The 24,217-nt window shown below is 71.6% G+C and carries 18 protein-coding genes; 9 read left to right on the top strand and 9 right to left on the bottom strand.

The features are described 5' to 3' along the window. Positions 1 to 49 precede the first annotated feature (49 nt). Positions 50 to 397: a GHMP family kinase ATP-binding protein gene (locus MXD59_RS11060; protein WP_283096671.1), complete on the bottom strand. Its 348-nt coding sequence runs from the start codon at positions 395 to 397 to the stop codon at positions 50 to 52. 49 nt (positions 398 to 446) lie between these two features. Continuing rightward, positions 447 to 1,874 carry a galactose-1-phosphate uridylyltransferase gene (gene galT, locus MXD59_RS11055; protein ID WP_248812491.1) on the bottom strand — a complete coding sequence of 476 codons (1,428 nt, stop codon included), beginning with the start codon at positions 1,872 to 1,874 and terminating at the stop codon, positions 447 to 449. Between the two features lie 416 nt (positions 1,875 to 2,290). Between galT and soxR the strand changes: the two genes are divergently transcribed. The 3 genes from soxR to MXD59_RS11040 all read left to right on the top strand — a co-directional run bounded on the left by soxR (position 2,291) and on the right by MXD59_RS11040 (position 5,799). Next, on the top strand, positions 2,291 to 3,067 hold the full coding sequence (gene soxR, locus MXD59_RS27765) for a redox-sensitive transcriptional activator SoxR (protein WP_504858350.1): 777 nt from the start codon (positions 2,291 to 2,293) through the stop codon (positions 3,065 to 3,067). A gap of 174 nt (positions 3,068 to 3,241) precedes the next feature. Next, on the top strand, positions 3,242 to 4,150 hold the full coding sequence (locus MXD59_RS11045) for an NADPH-dependent FMN reductase (RefSeq protein WP_248824590.1): 909 nt from the start codon (positions 3,242 to 3,244) through the stop codon (positions 4,148 to 4,150). A gap of 365 nt (positions 4,151 to 4,515) precedes the next feature. After that, positions 4,516 to 5,799 (top strand): ABC transporter substrate-binding protein, encoded by a 1,284-nt coding sequence (locus MXD59_RS11040; protein ID WP_248824589.1) that lies wholly within the window; start codon positions 4,516 to 4,518, stop codon positions 5,797 to 5,799. 120 nt (positions 5,800 to 5,919) lie between these two features. Here the strand turns inward: MXD59_RS11040 and MXD59_RS11035 are convergent, their stop codons facing one another. Beyond that, positions 5,920 to 6,696, bottom strand: coding sequence for an ABC transporter ATP-binding protein (locus MXD59_RS11035; protein ID WP_372512031.1), 777 nt, complete (start codon positions 6,694 to 6,696; stop codon positions 5,920 to 5,922). Beyond that, positions 6,696 to 9,872 carry an ABC transporter permease subunit gene (locus tag MXD59_RS11030; RefSeq protein ID WP_248824588.1) on the bottom strand — a complete coding sequence of 1,059 codons (3,177 nt, stop codon included), beginning with the start codon at positions 9,870 to 9,872 and terminating at the stop codon, positions 6,696 to 6,698. Before MXD59_RS11030 ends, MXD59_RS11035 begins: the two co-directional genes overlap by 1 nt. Positions 9,873 to 10,279: 407 nt before the next feature. On the opposite strand from MXD59_RS11030, the gene MXD59_RS11025 reads away from it, so the two are divergent. Further along, entirely contained in the window at positions 10,280 to 11,377 is a 1,098-nt protein-coding gene (locus tag MXD59_RS11025) for a CAP domain-containing protein (protein ID WP_248824587.1), read from the top strand. Positions 11,378 to 11,481: 104 nt separating this feature from the next. On the opposite strand, the gene MXD59_RS11020 is transcribed toward MXD59_RS11025, so the two are convergent. Beyond that, positions 11,482 to 12,612 carry an amidohydrolase family protein gene (locus tag MXD59_RS11020; protein ID WP_248824586.1) on the bottom strand — a complete coding sequence of 377 codons (1,131 nt, stop codon included), beginning with the start codon at positions 12,610 to 12,612 and terminating at the stop codon, positions 11,482 to 11,484. Positions 12,613 to 12,722: 110 nt separating this feature from the next. Next, complete coding sequence (locus MXD59_RS11015) at positions 12,723 to 13,094, bottom strand: hypothetical protein (RefSeq protein WP_248812497.1); 372 nt, start codon at positions 13,092 to 13,094, stop codon at positions 12,723 to 12,725. A 538-nt stretch (positions 13,095 to 13,632) separates the two neighbouring features. Here MXD59_RS11015 and MXD59_RS11010 point away from each other — a divergent pair. Then, entirely contained in the window at positions 13,633 to 14,673 is a 1,041-nt protein-coding gene (locus MXD59_RS11010; RefSeq protein WP_248824585.1) for a hypothetical protein, read from the top strand. Positions 14,674 to 14,682: 9 nt separating this feature from the next. Here MXD59_RS11010 and MXD59_RS11005 read toward each other — a convergent pair whose 3' ends face one another. Together MXD59_RS11005 and MXD59_RS11000 are read right to left on the bottom strand one after the other, a co-directional pair. Further along, positions 14,683 to 16,023, bottom strand: coding sequence for an alkaline phosphatase PhoX (locus tag MXD59_RS11005; protein ID WP_248812499.1), 1,341 nt, complete (start codon positions 16,021 to 16,023; stop codon positions 14,683 to 14,685). A 359-nt stretch (positions 16,024 to 16,382) separates the two neighbouring features. Further along, on the bottom strand, positions 16,383 to 17,534 hold the full coding sequence (locus MXD59_RS11000) for a LysR family transcriptional regulator (protein WP_248824584.1): 1,152 nt from the start codon (positions 17,532 to 17,534) through the stop codon (positions 16,383 to 16,385). A gap of 167 nt (positions 17,535 to 17,701) precedes the next feature. Between MXD59_RS11000 and MXD59_RS10995 the strand changes: the two genes are divergently transcribed. The 4 genes from MXD59_RS10995 to MXD59_RS10980 all read left to right on the top strand — a co-directional run bounded on the left by MXD59_RS10995 (position 17,702) and on the right by MXD59_RS10980 (position 22,618). After that, a complete protein-coding gene (locus tag MXD59_RS10995) occupies positions 17,702 to 18,367 on the top strand; it encodes a succinate dehydrogenase cytochrome b subunit (protein ID WP_372512033.1) in 666 nt (221 codons plus the stop codon). A 13-nt stretch (positions 18,368 to 18,380) separates the two neighbouring features. After that, the gene (locus tag MXD59_RS10990) at positions 18,381 to 20,318 is read left to right on the top strand and encodes a fumarate reductase/succinate dehydrogenase flavoprotein subunit (RefSeq protein ID WP_163550416.1); all 1,938 of its coding nucleotides are present in this window, start codon (positions 18,381 to 18,383) and stop codon (positions 20,316 to 20,318) included. A gap of 79 nt (positions 20,319 to 20,397) precedes the next feature. Beyond that, on the top strand, positions 20,398 to 21,144 hold the full coding sequence (locus MXD59_RS10985) for a succinate dehydrogenase/fumarate reductase iron-sulfur subunit (RefSeq protein WP_163550417.1): 747 nt from the start codon (positions 20,398 to 20,400) through the stop codon (positions 21,142 to 21,144). A gap of 217 nt (positions 21,145 to 21,361) precedes the next feature. Next, on the top strand, positions 21,362 to 22,618 hold the full coding sequence (locus tag MXD59_RS10980) for an FAD-dependent oxidoreductase (RefSeq protein ID WP_248824603.1): 1,257 nt from the start codon (positions 21,362 to 21,364) through the stop codon (positions 22,616 to 22,618). Between the two features lie 300 nt (positions 22,619 to 22,918). On the opposite strand, the gene MXD59_RS10975 is transcribed toward MXD59_RS10980, so the two are convergent. Beyond that, positions 22,919 to 24,160, bottom strand: coding sequence for a hypothetical protein (locus MXD59_RS10975; RefSeq protein ID WP_248824583.1), 1,242 nt, complete (start codon positions 24,158 to 24,160; stop codon positions 22,919 to 22,921). Positions 24,161 to 24,217: the final 57 nt, after the last annotated feature.

Raw genomic sequence — 24,217 nt, 5'->3', positions numbered from 1 at the left:
CCGGCCTAGAACACGCTCAGACCGCGAAGCGGCCTTCCCGAGCGGGCCTTCACCCCCGGCCTGAAGACCGAAGCACTCGCCCGCAACTTGGTAGCCCCGTGGCCGCGCCGACCCACTCGTTCTCCGCCCGCTGGCCCCATCGGGCCAGTTCCACCACATCCACCACGCGGGCCAGTCCTGACCCGTCCATCGGCGGCACCGTCGGCGGCATGCGTGACGGCGCGTCGGGAGAGGTCGTGCCCTGTTGGCCCGTCCGGGCCAGGGAGAGACCCGCCACCGCCACCGCCAGTTCGAGTGCGGCGGACGACGACAGCCCGGCTCCCACAGGTATGTCGCTGGTCAACGCACCGTGCCAGGCAGTCAGGTCAACGCCCGCGGCGGCGAGCTGGACGACCATGCCTTCCACGTACCGGGCCCATCCGCTGGCCCGTGCGGAGGGTGGGGGGTCACGGGAGGCGGACGGGGCCGGGCGAGGCGTTGGACAGGGCGGCGACCTGGGCCATGGTCAGGCCGGACGGTGGCAGGGTCACCGCGCTGTCCCAGGAGGCCGACATCACCGTGCGCAGGCGGCCGGCGGCGTCCTCGGGGGTCATGTCGCGTGCGGGCTCGGCGAACATCTCGTAGCCGACGACGTGTTTGCGGATCGTCGGTGACCGTAGCAGCGGCGGGTAGACATGGGCGTGCAGCTGCCAGACGGTCTCGGGGCGCTCCGCCGCGCCGACCCTGGTCACGGTGGGATGCGGGCCGGGGGCGCCGTGCCATCCCATGGAGAACGGGAACGGGTAGTCGAACAGGGCGTCGTAGCCGGTGAGCAGGCGGCCGAGGACATGGGCGAGGCCGCTGCGCTGGGTGTCGTCCAGTTCGGCGAGGCGGGTGACGGGACGGCGCGGCAGCAGCAGGGTCTCGAACGGCCACATCGCCCAGTAGGGGACCACGACCAGCCAGTCCTCCTCGTCCAGGACGATCCGTTCGGCGGCGGCCGTTTCGGCGCGGATGTAGTCCAGCAGCAGCGACCGACCTGACCGGGCGTAGTGCTCGCGCTGGTGGGTGTCCTCGGCGGCGGCTTCGTCGGGCAGCGCGTCACAGGCCCAGACCTGGCCGTGCGGATGCGGGTTCGACGCGCCCATCGCCGTCCCGCGGTTCTCGAAGATCTGCACCCAACGCCACCGGCGGGAGAGCTCGGCGTCCTGCGCCGCCCAGGTCTCGACGACGGCGCGCACCTCGGCGTGGGACATGTCGACGAGTCCCCGGCCGTGATCGGGGCCGAAGCAGATGACCCGGCAGGTCCCGTGCGCGGGCGCGCTACGCAGCAGCCCGGACCCGGTGGGATCGACCGCGGGAACGTCGCTCGCCCGCGCGACACGGTCGACGCCAGCGACACCTTCCCGCCCGGCGGCGCCGTCGGACGTGCCGGGGCTGCCGGACGTGCCGGGGCTGTCGGAGGCGGCGGGGCTGTCGGAGGCGGCGAGGAGGGCTTCCCGCGCGACGACGCCGGGTGCCGGGACGGACCCGGTGGCGGAGCTGGTCGGCGCGGCCGATGGCGAGGTCGACGCCGGAGGCTGGGACGGGAGCGGGAGATCCTCGACGATGTGGCCGGGACCGGGGTCGGGGCCGGGGGGAGGCGTGGGGTTCGGTGCGGGCTGAAGCGCCGGGAAGTCGTTGGTGAAGACGTACGTGCCGCGGTAGTCGGGGTTACGGGCGCCACCGGCGCGTCGGTTGCCGGGGCACAGGTCGCAGTGCGGGTCGTGGGCGGCTGGCGACGGTAGGACGGGGGCATCCTGGCCGCCGTGCCACGGGCGGCGCACACGGCCCGGGGAGACCAGGACCCAGCGACCGGTGAGCGGGTTGAACCGCCGATGCGTGGTGTCGTCCATCGCTTGGACAGCCTGCCATGGCGGGCGCGGGCACGCGGGCCTGTGTGGACCACCCCGGCGGGTCGGCGCGGACGGTCCAGGCGCACCGGCCCGCCCGTACGACCCTCGAACGACTACCCCGGGAGTTCCCTCGACCACGATGTGCTCACCAGCTGACCGGATGGGCAGCCGTACCGCAACCGCGCGCCGAGGCCACGACCCCGGTGTGACACACCACGCAGCGCCGCCGGGCCGGTCCGGCGTGGGCCCTGCAACACGGATCACAGTGCACCCGGATCGCCGCCCGCCGGCCGACCGCACCCCCAGCCGGGTGGCACACCCCCAGCCGCGGGTGCGCCGGAGGAACCGGCCGGCGGCGGCACAGGTTCGGCAAAAACATAAACCTGAACTCAACTTCACCTCCTTACACTGGGGCCATGCTTCCCACCGACCTGATGACCGTCGGCGACCTGTCCGCACGAAGCGGCTTCGCGCCGTCCGCGCTGCGTTACTACGAGCGACAGGGCCTGCTGACCGCCACCCGCACCAGCGGCGGACAGCGGCGTTACGAGCGACACGTGCTGCGCCGACTCGCGTTCATCCGGGCGGCGACCGCGGTCGGCCTGAGCCTGGACGAGGTCGCCGCGGCGCTGGCCGCCCTCCCCGACTCCCGCACCCCCACCAAGGCGGACTGGACGGTGATCTCGCGCCGCTGGCGATCCCGGCTGGACGAGGAGATCGAGGCGCTCACCGCGCTGCGGGACGGCCTGGACGCCTGCATCGGCTGCGGCTGTCTGTCGCTGCGCCGCTGCCGGATCTCCAATCCGAACGACTGGGTCGGCGCCTACGGCTCCGGCGCCCGCGTCTTCCCCCCGGCGTTGCGCCGCGCGGGCCACGGCCACCACGGCGGCCACCGTCCGTCACCATTGCTGGGCGTCGAGCCGGCGGGCGAGCCGACCGGCGGGTGCTCCGACAGCGTCGTGGACGAACCGGCCTGCCACCCGAGCGATGAGTTGGACTGTGCGACCGCGGGCGATGTTCGGGCCGGCGCGACAGTCACCACGGCCGACGCGATACCTGACGGACCAGCTCAGGTGACTGAAACAGGCGAACCCGGCGGGATCCGCGGGGCCGGCGAAACGCCTTTTGTTGACCGGCGGCGGACCTGCACAAGCCAACAAGAAGATCACATTGCGAATTCGCCGCGACCTTGACACCGGACTGTCCAGGTCTCGAAACTTCCGGCCGGGATAGTAACCCGTACCCCCCGTCGGTGCACGATCTCCACGAGTCCGATAGGAACGAAGGTGGGGGTTCGGTCGTCCGAGGGTGACCGGTAACCGACGGACACACGTGAAACGGCCGGGCACAGGGACCTAGGAGGGGTCGTGGGGGATTCGTACGGCGCGGGGTGGTCGTCGGGAGGCGGGTCGGGCGAGTCGGGCGAGCACGCGGGCGACACAGGTCCGCTGGCCGCGTCCGAGGCGCCTCGCCCACTGCCCACGCGGACGTCCCGCCGCACCGGCCCGACCGGACCAGGCGGCGGGCTCGGCGCTGGACCGTCCGACAGTGGGATAGGGGGCGGGGCGGCCAGCCCACTGGGCACACTGACCGCGAGCGATCTCGGGGCGATCTCGGCGTCCGGGCCGGGCCTGGGCGGGATGCCTGGTGGTGGGCTGAACGGGATGGCGTCCGGGGGCCTGGGGACGGTGCGGACCCGGCGACGGCGTCCGATGATCGTCGGGCTTGGTGGCACGACCCAGCCCAACTCGCTCACCCAGTGGCTGCTCGCCGGCGCGCTGGGCACGATGGCGCAGGCCGGGGCGGAGACGCTGCTGTTCGGGTCCGGTGAACTCGATCTGCCGATGTACGCCCCCGAGCGACCCGAGCGCGGGCCGGGGGCACTGCGGCTGCTGGCCGCCGTCGAGCAGTGCGATGCGCTGGTCCTCGCGACGACCGCGCATCACGGCAGGGTCTCCGGTCTGGTCAGCAACGCCCTCGACTACCTCGACGATCTGCACGGCGCACCCCGCCCCTACCTCGACGGTCGGCCGGTCGGGCTGATCGTCACCGCCCCGAACGCCCATTCGGCGGGGACGGCGATGACCGCGTTGCGCTCGACCGTCCACTCCCTGCGCGGCTGGCCGACGCCCCAGGGCATCACCCTCGACACCTCGGCCTCCCCCACCATCGCCGACGCCGACGGCCGCCTCACCGACCAGACCACCGCGAACGCCCTGGAGACCCTCGTCGACCAGATCATGGGCTTCACCTACGCCTGGTCCCAGGTCATCTGAACCCGCCGCGGTCCTCGCCGCCCGCGGGCCCTGACGCGCCAGCGCCGGGGCCCGCGCCGGGTGCGCCGGTCGCACCGCGGAAGTTCACCCCCCTGATCGCGCGGGGATCGCGCCGGTCTACCGTGACGGAACCTCGGTGGCGCATCACCCGCTGCGTCATCCGGGGCTTCGCACCGTGGCCTCGGCGTGCCATCACATGGCGTGTGCGTAGCCCAGAGGTGCTACCCGCGACGCGACATCCGGTGCTCGACGCTCCTGTCGGGTTATCGAGGTAGTCAGATGTGTAGTCCCCGTAGGGGGCATCCCGGGCGCACGGTCGCTGCTCTCGGGCAGCGCGGCCAGGACACGAACGAGGAGGCGGCAGGGTGCGAGGACGATCCGGGCTGGGCAGGCTGGCCGTGACGGCGGTGGCCGCCGTTCTCGCGGCCACACTGGCCGCCTGCGGTGGCGGTTCCGGCTCGGACGGCTCGGCTGGCTCGAGTGGCTCGACGTCCGGTTCGGGCGGAGCCAAGGGCTCGCCGGTCAAGCTGATGATCATCGCGCCGACGGGTACCGCCGGCACCAACTATCCCGACATGGTCGCCGCGACGAAGGCCGCCGTGCGTGGCGTCAACGCCCGCGGCGGCATCGGCGGGCACCCGGTCGTCCTCGAGCACTGCAACGAGCGCAACGACGCCGCCACCGCGAAGAAGTGCGCCGAGCGGGCGGTGGACGAACACGTGCTGGCCGTGGTCGGCGAGATCAGCGGGTCCGGCGGGATCATGCCCATCCTGGCCAAGGCCGGCATCCCGTCGATCGGCTCGGCCGGTGTCTCCGCGGACGGTTCCGAACTCAGCTCGCCGATCAGCTTCGTCATCAGCCCCCTGACCTTCTACCCGGCGGTCTGCCCGAGCCTGCTCGCCAAGGCCGGCGCCACGCACATCGGTCTGGTCGGGTACGACCTCAGCGCCAGCGACCGTCTGATCACGATGGCCGTCGGTGGCGGCAAGGCGGTGGGCCACCCGATCGACCCGAAGATCCGTATTCCGATCACCACCAGTGACTTCGCACCGACGATCACCCAGCTGTCCCGCTCCGGCGCGGACGGTGCGGTCCTCGTCGTGTTCGACCAGGCCGCCTACGCCGTCATCGCGAAGTCCGGCCAGCAGGTCCGCACCTGCCACGCCGCCGGCACCCTCTCCCCGACCTTCCTGGCCACACTCGGCTCGGCCGCCGACCGTCTCGTCGTCGCCACCGCGTTCCCCGAACTCAGCCAGACCAGCCAGTACCCCGAGGTGGCCCGGATGGTCCGCGAACTCGACGCCGAGCAGGCCACCGGTGACGCCGACGCGGCCCCGGCCCTGCGCTCGAGCACGTCCACCACGGGCGCCTGGCTGTCCGTGCAGATCGCCGAGAAGGTCGGCAACCAGGTTTCCGGCGACCTGACCGCGGCGAGCCTGCTCGCCCAGCTGAACAGGACGAGGAACCTCGACCTCGGCGGCATCATCCCCCCGCTGGACCTGACGACTCCCACCCCGATCCCCGGAGCCGAGCGCATCTTCAACTCGACCCTGCGCGGCGCCCGCTGGGACAGTGCCTCGAAGTCCTTCGTCTCCCTGGGGAACGAGACCTACAACGGCCTCGACATCCTGCGCCGCGCCGCCGGCTAGCTCCCGCCCCGCCGCCGTCCTCGAACCGTCTCCTCCACCCGCACGGAGAGCACCGGGCGGCATCCCTCGCATCCCGCCCCGCAGGTGGATGGGTGGGTGGACGGTGACGTGAGGTGACGGTCAGGGTGTGTCGAGGGGCAGGTAGGCGCCGAGCAGCCGGTCGCGGTCGGCCTTCGCCTCGGCAGCCGTCCCGGACCAGGCCACCGTGCCGTGGCGCAGCACGTGGACCCGATCGGCGATGGCCAGGGCGCTGCGCACGTGCTGTTCGACGAGGACGACGGCGAGCCCGGCGTCAGCCGCGGCGCGCACGGCCCCGAGCAGACGTTGGACGATCTGGGGGGCGAGACCGAGGGACAGTTCGTCGGCGAGCAGGATCGTGGGCCGTCGCGCGAGGGCCCGGGCGAGGGCGACCATCTGCTGCTGCCCGCCGGAGAGCAGACCGGCCCGGCGGTCGAGGTGTTCGCCCAGTTCGGGGAAGATCCCCAGGGCCAGGTCGGGGTCGCACCGCCCGACCCGCAGGTTCTCCCGCACGGTCAGGCTCATCACGACCGAACGCTCCTCCGGCACCAGGCTCAGCCCCTGCCTGGCCCGTTCGTGCAGGGGCGCCCGGGACGGCTTCCCATCGATGTGGACGGCACCGCCCATCGGGACCAGGGCGCCGGCGAGGGCCAGCAGCGTCGTCGTCTTGCCCGCCCCGTTCGGGCCCAGCAGGGCGACGACCTCCCCCACCCGGACCTCCAGGTCAAGGTCCCGCACGACCGGCCCGGCCCCGTACCCCGCGGACAGCCCGCGGGCGGCCAGCATCACCGGCCGGCCGCTGATGTCAGCCCCGGCACCCCGGCCCCGGGACGCCTTCGCACCCGGGCCCGTGGCTCCGCGCGACAGCAGGCGGGCCATCAGACCTTCTCCACCCGGGTCGGCCTTGGCGACGAGAGCATCGCCGAGGAGACCGCACCCGACGAGGACGACGGACGGTGAGGGGTCGCCGGCTCGTCGGTACCCGGGTCGCCGAGATAGGCGGTGCGCACACGTGGGTCGGCGGCCACCCTGGCGGGTGGCCCCTCGGCGATCAGTTCGCCGGCGTCGAGCACCACGACCCGGTCGCAGACTCCCATGATCACATCCATGTCATGTTCGTTGAGCAGAATGCCGAGTCCCCAGTCGTCGGCGAGCCGGCGCAGCAGGGCTGCGACCTCGGCGCTTTCGGACTCGTCCAGTCCCGCGCACGGCTCGTCGAGCAGCAGCACCCCCGGTCCCGCGGCGACGGCGCGGGCGATCGCCAGCAGACGACGACGTCCGTAGGGCAGGTCGGAGACGGTACGCAGCAGATCGTCGCGCAGGCCGAAGGCGTCGATGGCGGCAAGCGCCGGCGCCGGCAGCGGACGTGACCGCGGCAGCACCAGATCGGTGAGATAGGCGGCGGCGTCGCGACGATCACTGGCAGCCTGGATGTTCTCCAGCACCGTGAGGTCGTCGAAGAGCTCGAGGTTCTGGAACGACCGGCTGATCCCGGCCCGGGCCCGACGATGCGCGGACAGCCGGTCCACCCTGATGTCGCCCAGTGTCATCGACCGCACGGTGGACGGCGTGTAGCCGGTGATCGCGTCGATCACCGTCGTCTTGCCCGCGCCGTTCGGGCCGATCATGCCGATCACCTGACCCGGTTCGACCCGCAGATCGACATCCCGCACCGCTGCCACCGCCCCGAACCGGACCGTGAGCCCCCACACCGACAACGTCGCCGGCTCCCCCGATCGGCCCCCCCGCCCCGACCAGCCCGCACCCGGCGACCCGGCCGTACTCACCGGGCCGGTGCCCTCGTCCGACCGGGGGGTGGGGCCGAGGGCGCGGTGCAGGCGGGTGGCGTCGGCGCGGCTGCGGCGTTCGGCGGCGCGCGGGACGAAGCGGTCGTAGAGCGCGGCGGCAGCGCGGGCGTTCTCCGGCGCCATCCCACCTCCGGAGCGGGACAGGACGACGACGAGGATGATCCCGCCGATCAGCGGCACGTACCGGTCCGGATGGGTCAGTACATGTCGCAACGCGCCACTGAGCAGGGCCGCGATGGCCGCACCGAGAACGGCGCCGAGCCAGAGCAGCGGGCGGCGGGCGCCTGGGCCGACCAGGCGGTGCCCCGCGCCCAGGCGGTACGCGGTGCGCGGATCGCGGTGCAGCGCCGCCATCCCGGCGAAACCCAGCAGGCCACCGACCGCGGCGAGCAGCACCCGAAGCAGCCATCCGAGCCGACTGATCCACCCTCCCAGCGCCATCCCCGCACGGGCCAGCAGGGCCCCGGGGGCGAGCAGCGCCCCGGTGAACGCGCCGCTGACCCACCCCACCCCGCCGACCACCGCGTAGGAGATCAGCAGGATCGACGGGAACGGCGCGAAGTTCCCATGGCCGTAGTCGATGTTGCCGTTCTCGCCGAACAGGTAGAACGCGTAGAGCACACCGCCGAATCCGGCGATCGCCGCCGAGAGCGCGAACGCGTACAGCTTGGCGCCGACCACGCTGATGCCCAGCGCCGCCGCGGCCCGCTCGTTGGTACGCACGGCGATGAGGCGGCGTCCGGCCCGGCCCCGGCGCAGGTTGGCCACCGCGAGCGCGACGAGCACGAACGCGACCACCGACAGGGTCGCGAAGCCCCGCGGATCACCCAGCGGGTCCAGCCGCACCCCCAGGAAACGCTGGTGGCCCACCACCGTCCCCTCCGGACGGGCCAGGTCACCGAACAGCGAGCCAAGCCCACCGGCCCCGTCGGGGGGTGGCGAGTGGTAGCCCCGTTGGAACAGCAGCGCGTCGACCGCCGCACCGAGGCCCAGCGTGACCACGGCCAGCTGGAGCCCCCGGGTGCGCAGTGCCGGGAGCGCGAACAGCAGTCCGACCAGCGCGGTCCCGGCGACACCGACGGCCATCGCCGCCTCCAGCGGCCAGCCACGGGTCGCCACCAGGCGTCCGGCGATCAGCGCGGCGATACCGGAGAAGGCCAGCTGCCCGAGCGAAAGCTGCCCGGTGAACCCGACCAGCACCACCACCGACAGCAGGATGAGCGCCCACAGGGCGTTCGCGTCGAGCGCGTCCACCCAGTCGGTGGGCAGCACCCACCACACCGCGGCGAGCGTGGCCGCGAGCACGACGGCGAGGGCGCGCGGATGGACCCGTCCACTGCCGAGCACCGGATGACGTTCGGCGACATGGCCCCGTTCGGGCAGGCCACGGCCACGCACCGCGAGGTAGAAGACGATGACGGCCAGCGGGATGGCCCGGTCGACGCCCCGCCAGAACGGGTGATGCGCCACCAGTTCGTACTGGGTCTCCACCTCGACCAGACCGAGGACGAGCCCGCCGACGAGCACCACCGGAAACGAGTGGAACCGTCCGATCAGGGCCACGGCGAGCGCCGGCACGATCAGCAGCAGCAGGTTCGCCGAGGACAGCGGGTTCTGCAGCGGCGCGAGCAGCACACCGGCGAGGCCCGCGAGGCCCGCGCCGACACCCCAGGCCGCGGCGGCCAGCGCGTCCACCGACCAGCCGAAGGTCTCCGCGGCCCGCGGGTTCTCGGTGGCGGCGGTCGCGGCGAGCCCCAGCGTGGTGAACCGGAACACCGCCCACAACGCCCCGACCAGCACCGCGACCGCGCCGAGCCGAACGAAGATGCTGACCTCGATGTCCGTGCCGGCCAGTTCCACGCTGCCGCGGGGCAGCACCGCCGGGGACGTTCGCACGGCGCCGGCGAACATCAGCGTCAACGAAGACTCGAGGATGATCAGTAGCCCGAGGGTCGCCATCAGCCGCAGCAGTGCCGTGGCCTCCCGCAGCGGGCGCATCACCAGGATGTGGAAGGCGACACCGATCGCCGAGGTCGAGGCCACCGCCAGCACCGCCGCGGGCAGCAGGGGCAGCCCCCATGGCCCGTGCAGCCCATGCAGGACGTAGGCCGACCAGGCGACCAGCGCGCCCTGCGCCATGTTGAGCACGCCGGCGCCACGGGCGATCACCACCACCCCGGCGGCGACCAGTGCGTAGAGCGCACCAGAACCAAGACTGAGCAGGGCGAAACCCATGACGTCGTCCACGACCGGTCCACATCTGCTCTGGACGCGTGCCTCCCGGCCGCGCCCTACCGTTATCCCCCGGCGGTTCCCCCCACCGCCGTATCCCGACCACGCCCGATCACACCAGGGCCTACCTGATCATGCCCGATCGCGCGTGGCCTGGTCGGGGCAGGTCGGCAGGAGACCTGGATTCCCGATCACGGCAACGGACGTGACGGTACGACCCTCCGAACGGGCCAGACAAGCAAACCGCCCACAACGGCGACCACGGACGGGGGCGCCCGGGCGGGCCATCCCCCGGATGGCACGCGCACCAGTTCGTAGGGTGTCGTCGCCCGGACCGGGGATGGTGATGCCGCTGTTCACCCGGTACACCTAGAAGGGACGGACGTGGCGCCTGCCCGGTCCGGCGGACGAGAGTGGGACGGATGACTGAGCTGGTGCCAGGCGCGAACGCGCCGCTGCCTCCGGGCCCCGTCCTGGTCCGCCTGCGCGGGCCGTTCGACCTGTGCGCGCTGGTCGTCTCGGTGAACGGCAAGGTCAGCGGCGACGACGACTTCGTCTTCTACAACCAGCCACGCACGCCCGGGGTCACCCTGGCCGACACCGAGATCACCATCGATCCGGCGGCGCTGCGCCCCGGCGCCGAACGCGTCGTGCTCGCGGCCAGCCCCAGGGACGACACCTCCTCCTTCGGCCAGCTACCGCCGCCCGTGGTGACCCTGCACAACCTGCGGGGGACCCTGCTGGTCCACTTCACCCCGCCGCCGCTGTCCCGCGAGACCGTTCTCACACTGGTCGAGATCTACCGCCGTGGGCAGGACTGGAAGGTCCGCGCCGTCGGCCAGGGCTACGCCGACGGGCTCGCCGGCCTCGCCCGCGACTTCGGGGTCGTGGTCGACGACGACGGTCGCGCCGCCGCACCCCCACCGGCCGCCCCGTCGCCCCCCGCGATCCGGCCGCTGTCGCCACCCCAGGCCCCGTCCCAGGCCCCGTCTGGTCCCGGGCCGGCGCCGACATCATCCGTTCGGATCCCACCCGGGATGGGGTCGCCGGGCGGGGCGCACCAGCCGGTGGGGTTCAGGTCCGGCGCGGCACCCGCCTGGCACGGTGGGGCGGCGTCGTTCGGCGACGGCCTCCCGCCGATGCTCGCCCAGGTCGTCACGCTGACGAACCTCGAACGCGGACGGGCCGGGCTCTCGGCGCTGAGCATCGACCCGGTGCTGACCGCGGCCGCCGACGGGCACAGCACCGACATGGCCAGACGCGGCTTCTTCGCCCACACCAGCCCCGACGGACGCACCGTCTCCGACCGGGTGACCGCGCTCGGTTACCGCTACTCCCGCGTCGCCGAGAACATCGCCGCGGGTCAGACGTCCGCCGAGGAGGTCGTCGCCGGCTGGATGGACAGCCCCGGTCACCGCGCGAACATCCTGCTGCCGCAGCTACGCGAGATCGGCGTCGGCTACGCCGTCGGCGGCGAACACGGCACCTACTGGACCCAGGTCTTCGGCACGAAGCTCTGACCGACCCCGACCCCAAGCGGTCCGGCCCAGGCCCAAGCGGTCCGGCCCAGGCCCGAGCGGTCCGGACCGGACCGGCCATGGCCAGGCCGGGTGACGAACGACGATCACCCGGCGATCGGACGTCCCCGCAGGATGACGAGCTCGGGGGCGGCGAGGACGCCCAGGTCGGCGCGGGGGTCCTCGGGGTAGACGACGAGGTCGGCGGGGGCACCCTCGGTGAGGGCGGGATGGCCCAGCCAGGCCCGGGCGGACCAGGTGGCGGCGGCGAGGGCCGCGTCGGTGGGAAGGCCGGCGCGGTGCAGTTCGGCGACCTCGGCGGCGACCAGCCCGTGGGGCAGGCTGCCGCCGGCGTCGGTGCCGACGTAGATGGGGATGCCGGCGTCCCAGGCGGCGCCGATGGTCTCGTAACGGCGGGCGTGCAGGTCGCGCATGTGCGCGGCGTAGGCGGGGAACTTCGCCTCGGCGCCGCGGGCGATGTTCTCGAAGGTGGCGATGTTGACCAGGGTGGGAACGATGGCGACGCCACGCTCGGCGAACAGGGGGATGGTCTGCTCGGTGAGTCCGGTGGCGTGTTCGACGCAGTCGATGCCGGCGTCGACGAGGTCGGCGAGCGCGGCCTCGGCGAAGCAGTGGGCGGTGACGCGGGCTCCGGCGGCGTGGGCGGCGTCGATGGCGGCCCTGACGACCTCCGGTGGCCAGCAGGCGGCCAGATCACCGAGGTCACGGTCGATCCAGTCGCCGACGAGCTTGATCCAGCCATCGCCGCGGGCGGACTGGGCGAGCACCTCGGCGACGAGATCGTCCGGCTCGACCTCGGCCGCGTAGTTGCGGATGTAGCGGCGGGTGCGGGCGATGTGCCGGCCGGCCCGGATGAGTCGCGGCAGGTCAGGACGCTCGTCGACCCAGCGGGTGTCGGCCGGGGAGCCAGCGTCCCGCAGGAGCAGGGCGCCGGCCGAACGGTCGGTGCGGATCTGCTGTTCGGCGGTGGGCTGGTCGACGGCGCCGTGCCCGTCGAGGCCGACGTGGCAGTGCGCGTCCACCAGGCCGGGTAGGGCCCAGCCGGTCACGGTCCGCACATCGCGGGCGGCGTCGCCGAGGGGTGCGGTGAGACTGATCCGCCCGCTGATGACCCACACCTCGTCGAGCGTCTCCGTCGGCCCGACGAGCACCGTCCCGCGGATGTGCAGCGTCGGTCCGTCCGCGATGGTGGACGCCCCATCGCTCGATGTCACCATCGCGCCTCCTCGGCCGACCGGGAGCCTGAGTCTGTCGGCTCCCAGTCTGCCCGCCCGGCAACCGAACAGGCCGACCGAGAGGCGCACCGAACACGGCGTCGCGTACAGGTCTAGACGTCGAGCTGGCCTTCGATGGAGCGCAGGCGATGACGGGCGAGGGCGAGATTCGAGCGGCTCTTGTCGAGCACCAGGTAGATGAAAAGGCCACGGCCGGAATGACTCTGCAACAGGCGGATGAGATGGTACTGGCGACCCAGGGTGATCAGGATGTCCTCGATCGTGTCCTGGAGGCCGAGGCTTTCCATCGTGCGCAGCTTTGCCCGGATCACCTCGGTGTTGCCGGCGGCGGCAATCTCCAGGTCGAGCGAATGGGGATTGCCAGCCGTACCGAGGGTCATACCGCTGGTGAAGTCGACGAGCGCGGCTCCGAGTGCGCCCCCGATCTCCAGCGTCTCCTTCAGTGCGATGTCGACACTGTTCATATCTCCTCCAGCTTGCCTAGGGTTGTTGGCTCGTCCGCCGTCGCCATCACCGGCAACCGTCACCAGGTCACGCGAACCGCGCGTCGACACACGTCCCCGCATCACAGTCCCTTGCCGACTAGAAAACGTCCGATCTCCGACTGCCAGGACGAAGTGTAGCCAACGACAACCGGAGCACACCAGACCGGAAGAAAAAGAAAAAGGGCGTGCGGACAGGAAGACAACACGCCCCTCCGGGCCGAATACGGAAAGTATCGTCCAACTATTGATCGACCAAAAAGAAAACCGGTCTCATGTGTTTCTCGAAGACCAATCAGATGCCTGATACAAAGCGGTAGTGGATTTCCGGGCAGCCCGTGGACGCCGATACCGAACCGTCCGGCCAGGGCCGACAGGCACCGTCTACGGGGTGATCGCCCGCTTCGTGGGTAGAAGCGCCGACATGGCCGATCGGGACGCACCGGAACGCCACACGACGGCGCCAGGACCAGTGCCGACATCGCCGCGGGCATCACGGGCGTCGCGGGCGTCGCGTCGGGTGCCACGGCGTGTGTCGCGTCGGGGGGCGTCCGCCCTGCTGGTGATCGTGAGCGCGGTGCTGCTGTGGACGGGCTGCGCGGACGGATCGTCCGCCGACGGATCCGCGGTGGCACCGGGAGCGGCCCCCCCGGCGGCCGGCGCATCCGGACGGTCACCGGCCGCGCGGCCAGCCGGGGACGGGAGCGGACGGTCCCGCGCGACCGCGCACGGCGATGATCCGGGGCCGGCGGGATCGACCGGGCAGCGGACCGACATGGCGCAGGAGCCGATGGGTGGGCGGACGTTGCTGCCGCACTACCGGATCGTCGCGCACTACGGATCGGTCGGCGGTGGGGCACTCGGCGTGCTCGGCGAGGGAACACCCGAGCAGGCGGCGCGACGGGTACTGGCCGCGGCGGCGCCGTTCGGCGCGGGTGATCGGCCGGTGCAGCCGGCGATGGAGCTGATCACCACGGTCGCGGCGGCCGCACCGGGTGCGGACGGGCTCTACAGCAGCACGCTGTCGGACGACGCGATCACGCCGTATCTGACGGCCGCCCGCGCGCACCGGATGCTGCTCATCCTGGATCTGCAGCCGGGCCGCGCGCGTTTCCTGGACCAGGCGAAGCGCTATGAGCGTTTCCTGCGGGAACCGGATGTCGGACTTGCCCTGGACCCCGAATGGAAGATGGGGCCGGGTCAGGTTCCCGGCCAGCGGATCGGCAGCAGCGATGCCGCCGGTATCAACGAGGTGTCCGACTGGCTCGCCGGGATCGTGCGCCACGACCGGTTGCCGCAGAAACTGTTCGCGGTGCACCAGTTCACCCAGTCGATGCTGCCGGACCGGGCGAACATCGTGGCCCGGCCGGAACTGGCCACCATCTTCCACATCGACGGCTTCGGCGCCCGCCCGGACAAGCTGGAGAAATACGCCCTGCTGCGCGCCGCGCCGCCGTTCTTCACCGGGGTGAAGCTTTTCCTCACCCAGGACTCGAACATCTTCAGCCCGGCGGAGACGCTCACCTTCACGCCCCCGCCGGACCTCATCACCTACCAGTAGAACATCGGATCAGCCGCGCCACCAGGGGCCGGTGATGGCGACGGTCAGGCCGTCCCCCTGGATGTTGGCGTAGAGCCATTTGCCGTCGGCGGAGAAGGTGGCACCGGCCCACTCGCTGTCGCTGCCGGCGTTGCGGGCCAGTGGGTAGGGGGTGCCGTCCGCGGACGGGGCGACCAGGTAGTTCTCGCCGTCGCCGTCCTCGCACAGCACGATCCCGCCGAACGGCGAGACGGTGATGTTGTCCGGCGAGTCGAAGCGTCCGCCGACCTCGAGGCGCAGCACCAGTTCGAGGGTGGCGCGCTTCGGGTCGAACCGCCAGACCTGCCCGGAGTGGTCGAGGGCCGCCCCCTCGGACACCTTCGCGTAGCTCGACACGAGGTAGATGACACCGCGCGACCAGAAGATGCCCTCGGCCTTCGGCACCCGGGTGACCTTGGCGTTGTCGAACTGGGCGCGCACCGAGACGGTGGTGGCGTCCGGGTCGGGCACGTCCACCCAGGTGACCGAGAGCCTGGTGCCGAGGTCACGCACGGCGGACAGATCCCGCACGGCCGGGACCTGCAACGCCTGCAGCTTCCCGCCGGCGCGCAGGCTCCCCGGCCCACCGTGCGCCCGCTTCGGCTGGAAGCGGTACACCAGGCCATAGGGCTTCGCGGCGTCCTCGGTCAGGTAGACGGTGCCATCGCGCGGGTCGATGGCGACGGCCTCGTGCGGGAACCGACCGAGCGCGGTCAGCGGCACCGGGGCGTCGTCACGCAGGCGGCCGAACGGGTCGACCTCGAAGACGTACCCGTGCTTCTTGGTGAGCCCCGCCTCGGACGCCGGGGTCGCCTCGGTCTCCTCGCAGGTCAGCCACGTGTTCCACGGCGTTCCGCCACCGGCGCAGTTGCGGTAGGTGCCGGCGAGGCTCGGGACGTGCCGCAGCAGCCGGTCCCCCGCGACGGTGAGGGTCGTCGTCCCGCCCGGGGTCGCCGGGTCGTAGACCAGCCCCGGGCGCTGCGGCACGATCGGGTCCTTCGTCCCCGGGGACAGCTCGTGGTTACGCACCAGGACGCTGCGCCCGATCCCCGCCGGGAACGCCCGCATCCCGTCGTGCGCGGCCGGCACGAGCCCGCCGCCGGGCCCGTCCAGGGTGTCCTTACCCGCCTTCGAGAACACCGTGTAGCGGAACCCCTTCGGCAGGTCCACCACCTTCTTCGGGTCCGCGACGAGCTCTCCGTACCCCTTGAACGCCGCCGGGGTCGCCGCGTTCGCCGTCCCCGCGAACACCGCGTCCACCGCACCGGCGAGCGCGAATCCAAGCCCTGCTGTCCCAGCTCCGGCCATCAGCTGTCGACGGTTGACTGACATGCGTCTCCTCCTCGTGGACGCCGCTGTCCCGTCGGCGCCCCGAGCGACGCTCACAGCCGAAGATGTCCGGAGATCAACGCCGACCGAAACGTCAGTACACGTCCAACCATCCGATCAGCGATCTCCCCGCCCGCCACCCGCCCCGCACCCCCACCAATCCGAACAAAACGGACGCACTCACACCCCACCGGCCACCGATCATCCTGGGCGCGGCCGCATGCCGAGGGTTGTTCGACCCCCTGCCGAGGGTTGTTCGGTGTGTCGAGGCCGAAATTCCCGATCAACCCTCGGCAGGAAGGGTGTTGGCTTCGGCGGCTCGGTGACGTGGCCGTTCAGGGTGCGCCGGGACGGGCGGCGAACTACCTGGTCGTGGTGATCTCGGAGCGGCGCCGGGGCTTCGCCGAGGGGCAGGGGCCGCGGGCCACCGAGGAGCCGGGGCCACCGACCGACGGCTCGTCCAGCGGGTCGAAGCCGCCGCCGTCCACCGACGGCAGGGGGCAGCCGGCGTCGGGGAGGTCGAGGCTCAGGGGGGCGGCGAGGGGGGCGTCGGAGTCGAGGGAGATCGCGGGGTCGGAGCCGGGGCCGCGCAGCAGACGGGTGCCGTCGGGGAGGTTGCCGGTGGTGGCGGCGTCGCGCAGGTACTCCCACAGGGCGCGTTGGAGTTCGACGGCGGCGCGGGTGGGTTCGACGTCGCGGCGGCGGGCCAGGCCGATGGTGCGTTGCAGGCCGGGTGGGGAGAACGGGGTGACCCGCATGCCCAGGCGCCGGGCGACCATGCTCGGGATGACGGCGCTGCCCAGGCCCGCGGCGACGAAGCCGAGCACGGCGTCCATCTCGCCGCCCTCGATGGCGAAGGTGGGGTCGAAGCCGGCCTCCCGGCAGGCGGTGACGGTGGCGTCGCGCAGGTCGTAGCCGCGGCGGAACATCACGAGCGGATGGTCGCGCAGGTCGGCGACGTACAGCGGCCGGCCGGTGACCAGTGGTGGCTCGTCCCGGGACGTCACGAGGACCAGGCTCTCGCGGATCAGCGGCGAGGTGGCCAGGGCCGGGTCGGAGCTCTGCAACGGCAGGATGATCAGGGCGAGGTCGAGGTCACCGCCGGCGAGGTCGCGGATCAGGTCGCGGGAGCCGCCCTCCTCGACGAGCAGGCGGATACCGGGGTAGCGCTGGTGGAACAGGCGTAGAACGTCCGGCAGGAAGCCGGTGCACAGGCTCGGGGTGGCACCGAGGCGGACCGTGCCGTGGCGTAGGTCCAACAGCTCGTGGACGCGCTGGCGAGCCGTCTCCGTGTCGGCGAGGATGCGGCGTGCGAGCGGCAGGAGCGTCTCGCCGGCGGCGGTGAGGCTGATGTTGCCGCGGGCGCGGTTGAACAGTGGTGCTCCCAGCTCCTGTTCGAGCGACCGGACCTGCTGGGAGAGTGAGGGTTGCGCCACATGCATGCGCTGCGCGGCCCGGGTGAAATGCCGGGTCTCCGCGACGGCGACGAAATAGGCGAGCTGGTGGAGCTGCACATCCGTCAGCGTAGCCCTCCATAGCGCCCGACTATGGACTCGAGCTTTATCATGTCTTGGACCTCTGCTGGCCACGGCTCTAGGGTGCGGGCGTGGCTGTAACAACCCCGACGCGACCGGCGCCCGCGGCACGCCCAGCGCGACCCGCTCGGTCCTCCTTCGCCCCGTTGAACTTCTGGCGTTCGACGATCGGCAAGAAGACCGTGATGGCCGTCACCGGCCTGCTGATGCTGGCGTTCCTGCTCGCACACATGCTCGGTAACCTGAAGATCTTCTATGGCCGTGATGATTTCGATCACTATGCCGACTGGCTCCGCACGATCGGGGAACCGGTCCTGCACGGAGCTTGGTATCTGTGGATCCAGCGGTTCGTCCTCACGCTGGCGGTCGTCCTGCACGCCGTCTCCGCCTACCAGCTCAGCCGACGCGATCTGAAGGCCCGTCCGGCCAAGTACGCCCACAAGCAAAGGGCGAAGGCCGGCTACGCCGTGCATGTCATGCGTTACGGTGGCATCACCCTGGCGTTGTTCATCATTTACCACATCCTTGACTTCACCTCGCTCACGTTGAACCGGCACGGAGTCGAGGGCGCCGCCTACGACAACGTCGTCTCGAGTTTCAGCGTGTGGTGGGTCACCGCCATCTACATCCTCGCGATGATCTTCCTGGGGCTGCACATCCAGCATGGTTTCTGGAGCGCGGCGCAGACGCTGGGGCTGAACCGGCCGAGTCGTGACCGGGCGGTGCACGGCATCGCCACGGGGCTCGCCGTGCTGCTCACCGTCGGATTCCTGATCGTTCCGGTGGCAGTCCTCGCCGGCCTGGTGGACTGAGAAGAAGGCTGATATGACGTTCTTCAAGCTCGGCGACGACATCGCCGACACGCGCGCGCCGGACGTCCCGATCGAACAGCGCTGGGACAAGCGCCGCTTCGACGCCAAGCTGGTCAACCCGGCCAACCGCCGCCGCCACTCCGTGATCATCGTGGGGACGGGCCTGGCCGGCGGGGCGGCGGGAGCGACCCTGGCCGAGCAGGGCTATCACGTCATCCAGTTCTGCTACCAGGACTCGCCGCGGCGTGCCCACTCGATCGCCGCGCAGGGTGGCATCAACGCGGCGAAGAACTACCGCAACGACGGCGACTCCGTCTACCGGCTGTTCTACGACACGGTCAAGGGCGGTGACTTCCGCGCCCGGGAGTCCAACGTCTACCGGCTGGCCCAGACCTCCACGCAGATCATCGACCAGTGCGTCGCGCAGGGCGTCCCGTTCGCCCGCGAGTACTCCGGTCTGCTCGACACCCGTTCGTTCGGTGGTGTGCAGGTCGCCCGGACGTTCTACGCGCGTGGCCAGACGGGTCAGCAGCTGCTGATCGGCGCCTACCAGGCGCTGTCGCGTCAGATCGACGCGGGCAACGTCGAGATGCACGAGCGCACCGAGATGCTCGACCTGATCGTCGTCGACGGCCGTGCCCGCGGCATCGTCGCCCGCGACCTGGTCACCGGGCAGATCTCCACCTACCTCGCGGACGCGGTCGTGCTCGCCACCGGCGGCTACGGCAACGTGTTCTACCTGTCGACGAACGCCAAGAACTCGAACGCGAGTGCGATCTGGCGGGCGCACCGGCGCGGCGCGTACTTCGCCAACCCGTGCTACACGCAGATCCACCCGACCTGCATCCCGCGGTCCGGCGAGTACCAGTCGAAGCTCACCCTGATGAGCGAGTCGCTGCGTAACGACGGCCGGATCTGGGTGCCCAAGAAGGCCGGCGACACCCGCTCCCCCGACCAGATCCCCGAGGAGGAGCGCGACTACTACCTCGAGCGCATCTACCCGGGCTTCGGCAACCTGGTCCCCCGTGACATCGCCTCGCGTGCCGCGAAGAACCAGTGCGACCTCGGTCGCGGTGTCGGCCCCGGCGGCCTGGGTGTCTACCTCGACTTCGCGGACGCCATCCGCCGCCTCGGCGAGGACAAGGTCCGCGAGAAGTACGGCAACCTGTTCGAGATGTACGACCGGATCACCGGCGAGGACCCGTACAAGGTCCCGATGCGGATCTACCCCGCCGTCCACTACACGATGGGCGGCCTGTGGGTGGACTACGACCTGCAGAGCACCATCCCGGGCTGTTTCGTCGTCGGTGAGGCGAACTTCTCCGACCATGGCGCCAACCGCCTGGGCGCCAGCGCGCTGATGCAGGGCCTCGCGGACGGCTACTTCGTGCTGCCGCCGATGCTCGGCAACTACATCGCCTCGAGCAAGTTCGACAAGGTCACCGAGGCCCACCCCGACGTCGTCGAGACCGTCAACGAGGCGACCGGCCGGCTCACCAAGCTGCTGTCGATCAACGGCGAGCGCACGGTGGACTCGTTCCACCGCGAGCTCGGCGAGATCATGTGGGACGAGTGTGGCATGGCCCGCAGCGAGGACGGCCTGCGCAAGGCGCTGGGCCGCCTGCCCGAGCTGCGCGAGGAGTTCTGGCGCTCGGTGAAGGTGCCCGGCACCGGGTCCCAGGTGAACCAGAGCCTCGAGCGGGCGAACCGGGTCTCGGACTTCCTCGAGCTCGGCGAGCTCATGTGCGTCGACGCGCTGCACCGCGAGGAGTCCTGCGGCGGCCACTTCCGGGTGGAGAGCCAGACCCCCGACGGTGAGGCCCGCCGCGACGACGAGCGCTTCGCCTACGCCGGCGCGTGGGAGTTCGGCGGCACCGGCGAGCAGCCCATCCTGCACAAGGAACCGCTGAACTTCGACTACGTCCACCTCGCCCAGCGCAACTACGCGTGACGGCGGGCGTGCACGACGTGGCAGCGACAGACTCCCCCTTCCTACCCGACCACGACAGCGAGAGCGCGAGGAGCGGAACGTGAAGCTCACCCTGCGGATCTGGCGCCAGGCCGGCCCGGCCGACTCCGGCCGCATGGTGGCCTACGAGGTCCCCGACGCCAACCCGGACATGTCCTTCCTGGAACTGCTCGACGTGCTCAACGAGCGGCTCACCCTCGAGGGCGACGACCCGGTGACCTTCGACCACGACTGCCGCGAGGGCATCTGCGGTGCCTGCGGTGTGGTCATCAACGGACAGGCGCACGGGCCGCGTGAGCGGACCACCACCTGTCAGCTGCACATGCGCGAGTTCTCCGACGGCGACGTGATCGACGTCGAGCCGTGGCGCTCGGTGGCGTTCGGCGTGGTCAAGGACCTCATGGTCGACCGGTCCGGCCTCGACCGGATCATCCGGGCCGGCGGCTACGTCAGCGTCAACACCGGCAGCGCCCCCGAGGCGCACGCCACCCCCGTGCCGAAGCCGATCGCGGACACCGCCTTCGACAACGCCACCTGCATCGGCTGCGGCGCCTGCGTCGCGGCCTGCCCGAACGGCTCGGCGATGCTGTTCACCTCGGCGAAGGTGACGCACCTCAACAGCCTGCCGCAGGGCGCCCCCGAGCGGTCCGAGCGTGTCCTCAACCTCGTCGAGGCCATGGACGCCGAGGGCTTCGGTGGCTGCACCAACACCGGCGAGTGCACCAACGCCTGTCCGAAGGGCATCCCCCTGGACAGCATCGCCACCCTCAACCGCGAGTACCTGCGCGCCTCCCTCGGCCGCAAGTAGGCACCCGCACGACCGCACCACCCGCACCACCCGCGCGGCTGACCGCCCCGGGGCCCGACCACCACACGGTCGGGCCCCGGGGCGGTCCCGTTTTCCACCCGGGTGGGGGTGCCGGGGAACTGTCGAGATGCGGGCACGACGGGAACGGACGGACAATAGGCAGGTGCAGGGGCGTAACGGGAAGGTGCCGGACCAGGTCGCCATCGTGGGCGGGGGGATGGTCGGGCTGTGTGTCGCGTGGTTCCTGCAGGAACGAGGGGTGCGGGTCGTCGTCTTCGACCGGGACCGGTTGACCTCGGGGGGCGAGCCGGCGGGGGCGGGGTCGTCGTGGGGGAACGCGGGCTGGCTGACGCCGGGGCTCGCCACACCACTGCCTGACCCGGCGGTACTGCGCTACGGGCTGCGGGTGCTGTGGCGCTCGGATTCACCGGTGTACGTGCCACCGGTGGCCGATGCGCGGCTGGCCCGGTTCGTCGCGGGGTTCGTCCGGCACAGCACGCATCGGCGGTGGCGCAGCGCGATGCGGGCGCTGGCCCCGCTGACCAGTACGGCACTCGAGGCGTTCGACGAGCTGGCGGCGGGTGGGGTGGACGCACCGACCCGGGCGGCCGCGCCGTTCCTCGCCGGCTACCGGGAACGCGCCGACCTCGACGAACTGCTGCGCGAGCTGGACGGAGTGCGCGCCGCGGGCCAGCTCGTCGACGTCGAGGTACTCGACCCCCTCGCCGCCCGCGATCTCGAACCCCTGCTGAGCGCGCAGGTCCGCCACGTCGCCCAGGTGCACGGGCAGCGGTACCTCGATCCGGGACGGTTCGTCGCGGCGCTCGCCGACGCGGTGCGTGCACGCGGCGGCATCATCCACGAGTCCACCCCGGTACACGGCGTCCACGCCGCGGGGGCGGGCTATGTCGTGGACACCGTCCCCACAGGGGACGGCTCCGCGGCGGACGGCTCCGCGGCGGGCGGACGGTTCGACGCGGTGGTGGTGGCGACCGGGGCATGGCTGCCGCGGTTGACCAGGTCCTTCGGGGTGCGGGTGCCGGTGCAGGCGGGGCGGGGATACAGCTTTCACGTGGCGACGCCGCGGCCGCCGGTCGGACCGATCTACTTTCCCGCGTCCAGGGTGGCCTGCACACCCGTCGGGGACGGGCTGCGCGTCGCCGGGATGATGGAGTTCCGCCGCCCGGACGCGCCGGCGGACCCGCGTCGCATCCAGGCGGTGGTCGAGGCGAGCCGTGGCCTGCTGGCCGGCGTCGACCTGGATGTACGCACCCACGAGTGGGTCGGCCCACGCCCCTGCACCCCGGACGGCCTGCCCCTGATCGGCCGGACGACCGCACCAGGCGTCTTCGTCGCCGGTGGCCACGGGATGTGGGGCATCACGCTCGGACCGGTCACCGGCAGACTCCTGGCCGAAGCGATCACCACGGGAACCCCCACCACGGACCTCGCCCCCTTCGACCCGCTGCGCTGAGCACCCCCACACCGCGCCACCCTCGCCGACCGCGGCCCGACCAGCATCGCGACCGAACAGCGACCCACGCGAGAATGGCCGCCCCCCGCATCAGTCGGGGGGCGGCCGGGTGGTCATCGCCGTGCGCCGCGGGACCGCAGGCTGCAGACGGCGCGACCAACGATCAGGGCCATGCCTGGCATGGCCGTCATGCGAGGGAGCCGACGAGCCGGGTGTCGGGTCAGGGACGCCCCGGGTCGGTACCAAGCCTGGTCAGCGACCGGGCTGGCAGGAAGCGCATCGGGTCAGGAACGGATCGGGTCAGGCTTCGGTGCGGGTGGCGGTGCCGGTGCTGGTGACGGCGATCCGGCGCCGACGGGCGGCTACCCGCAGCAGTGCTCCGCCGCCGAGCAGGGCGACGGCGATCGAGGCCATGGCCCCGGTCTGGACTCCGGTGAAGGGCAGGGTGCTGCCGGCCGGGGTCGCGGCCGCGCCGCCGACACCACCGACACCACCGGGACCGCCGCCAGCGCCGAACACACCGACGCCGACCCCCGCGACCACGCAGTTCGGACCGCCGTGGCCGTCACCATCCTTGTCCTTGTCCTTGTCCCAGTCCTTGTCCTTGTCCTTGTCGGAGTCCTTGTTCTTGTCGGAGAACCAGTCGCCGACCTGGGACAGCCAGTCCCCGTCCTTGTTCTCGGTGACCTTGTCCCCGGTCACCTTGTCCTCGTCGAGGCCGGCGGCCTGGGCCTCCTTCAGCCCGTCCTTTCCACCGTCCTTGACGTCCTTGACGTCCTTGTTGACGTCCTTGTTGACGTCCTTGCCGTCCTTGTTGACGCCGCCGAAGCAGCCTTCGTCGGCGACACCGCCGCCGCCGTGCTTGTCGTCGTCCCAGTCGTGGTGGCGACCGTCCTTGTCAAGGAAGCCACCGATGAAGTTGGCGACCCAGGCCGGGTCGAACGGCAGGCCCTCGATGCCGTTCTTGCCGAAACCGATGACGGTGACGGAGGCGTTGACGATGCGTGGGTCGATGTCGCTGCCGACCAGGTTCTGCTGGCCTGCGGTCGGGAAGTTCACCGGCACGGCGAAGCGTCCGGCCGCGTCGGCGATCACGGTGTTGATCAGCTCGCCGTTGATCTTGATGTTGACGGGGCGTCCCGGGATGAATCCGCAGCCGCTGAACACGACGCTCTCGCCGGCGAGCACCACGGACTTGCTGACGGAGCCCGGGCCGATCAGTCCCGAGCAGTTGGTGGGCGGGTAGGCCCTGTCGTCGCCGAGGATCGGCTTGTCCAGGATCGGCTTGTCCAGGATCGGCCTGTCGAGAGCCGGGCCGCCGATCAGCGACTGGCCGGCAGCCGCCTGAGCAGCAGCCGCCCGGGCAGCAGCCACCTGAGCGGGGTCCGGCTGGGTGGGGACCGGTTGGCCGAAGATGGGCAGGTGGACGTCCGGCGGGGCGACGACTGGTAGGTCGAGAGCCGATGCGGAAGCCGCCGGCAGGACGGCGAGTACCATGCCGCTGCCGGCCAGCACTGCGGCTCCGAGAGGTCGGAACTTCATACAGGCACTCCCTGCGGATGATCACGTCAAGTAGATGAACGATTGACGTGACGGAGA

Source organism: Frankia umida (assembly GCF_023242945.1).
Lineage (GTDB): Bacteria > Actinomycetota > Actinomycetes > Frankiales > Frankiaceae > Frankia > Frankia umida.
The sequence above is the reverse complement of the archived record's forward strand: the minus strand, read 5'-3'. Positions and strand labels throughout refer to the sequence as shown.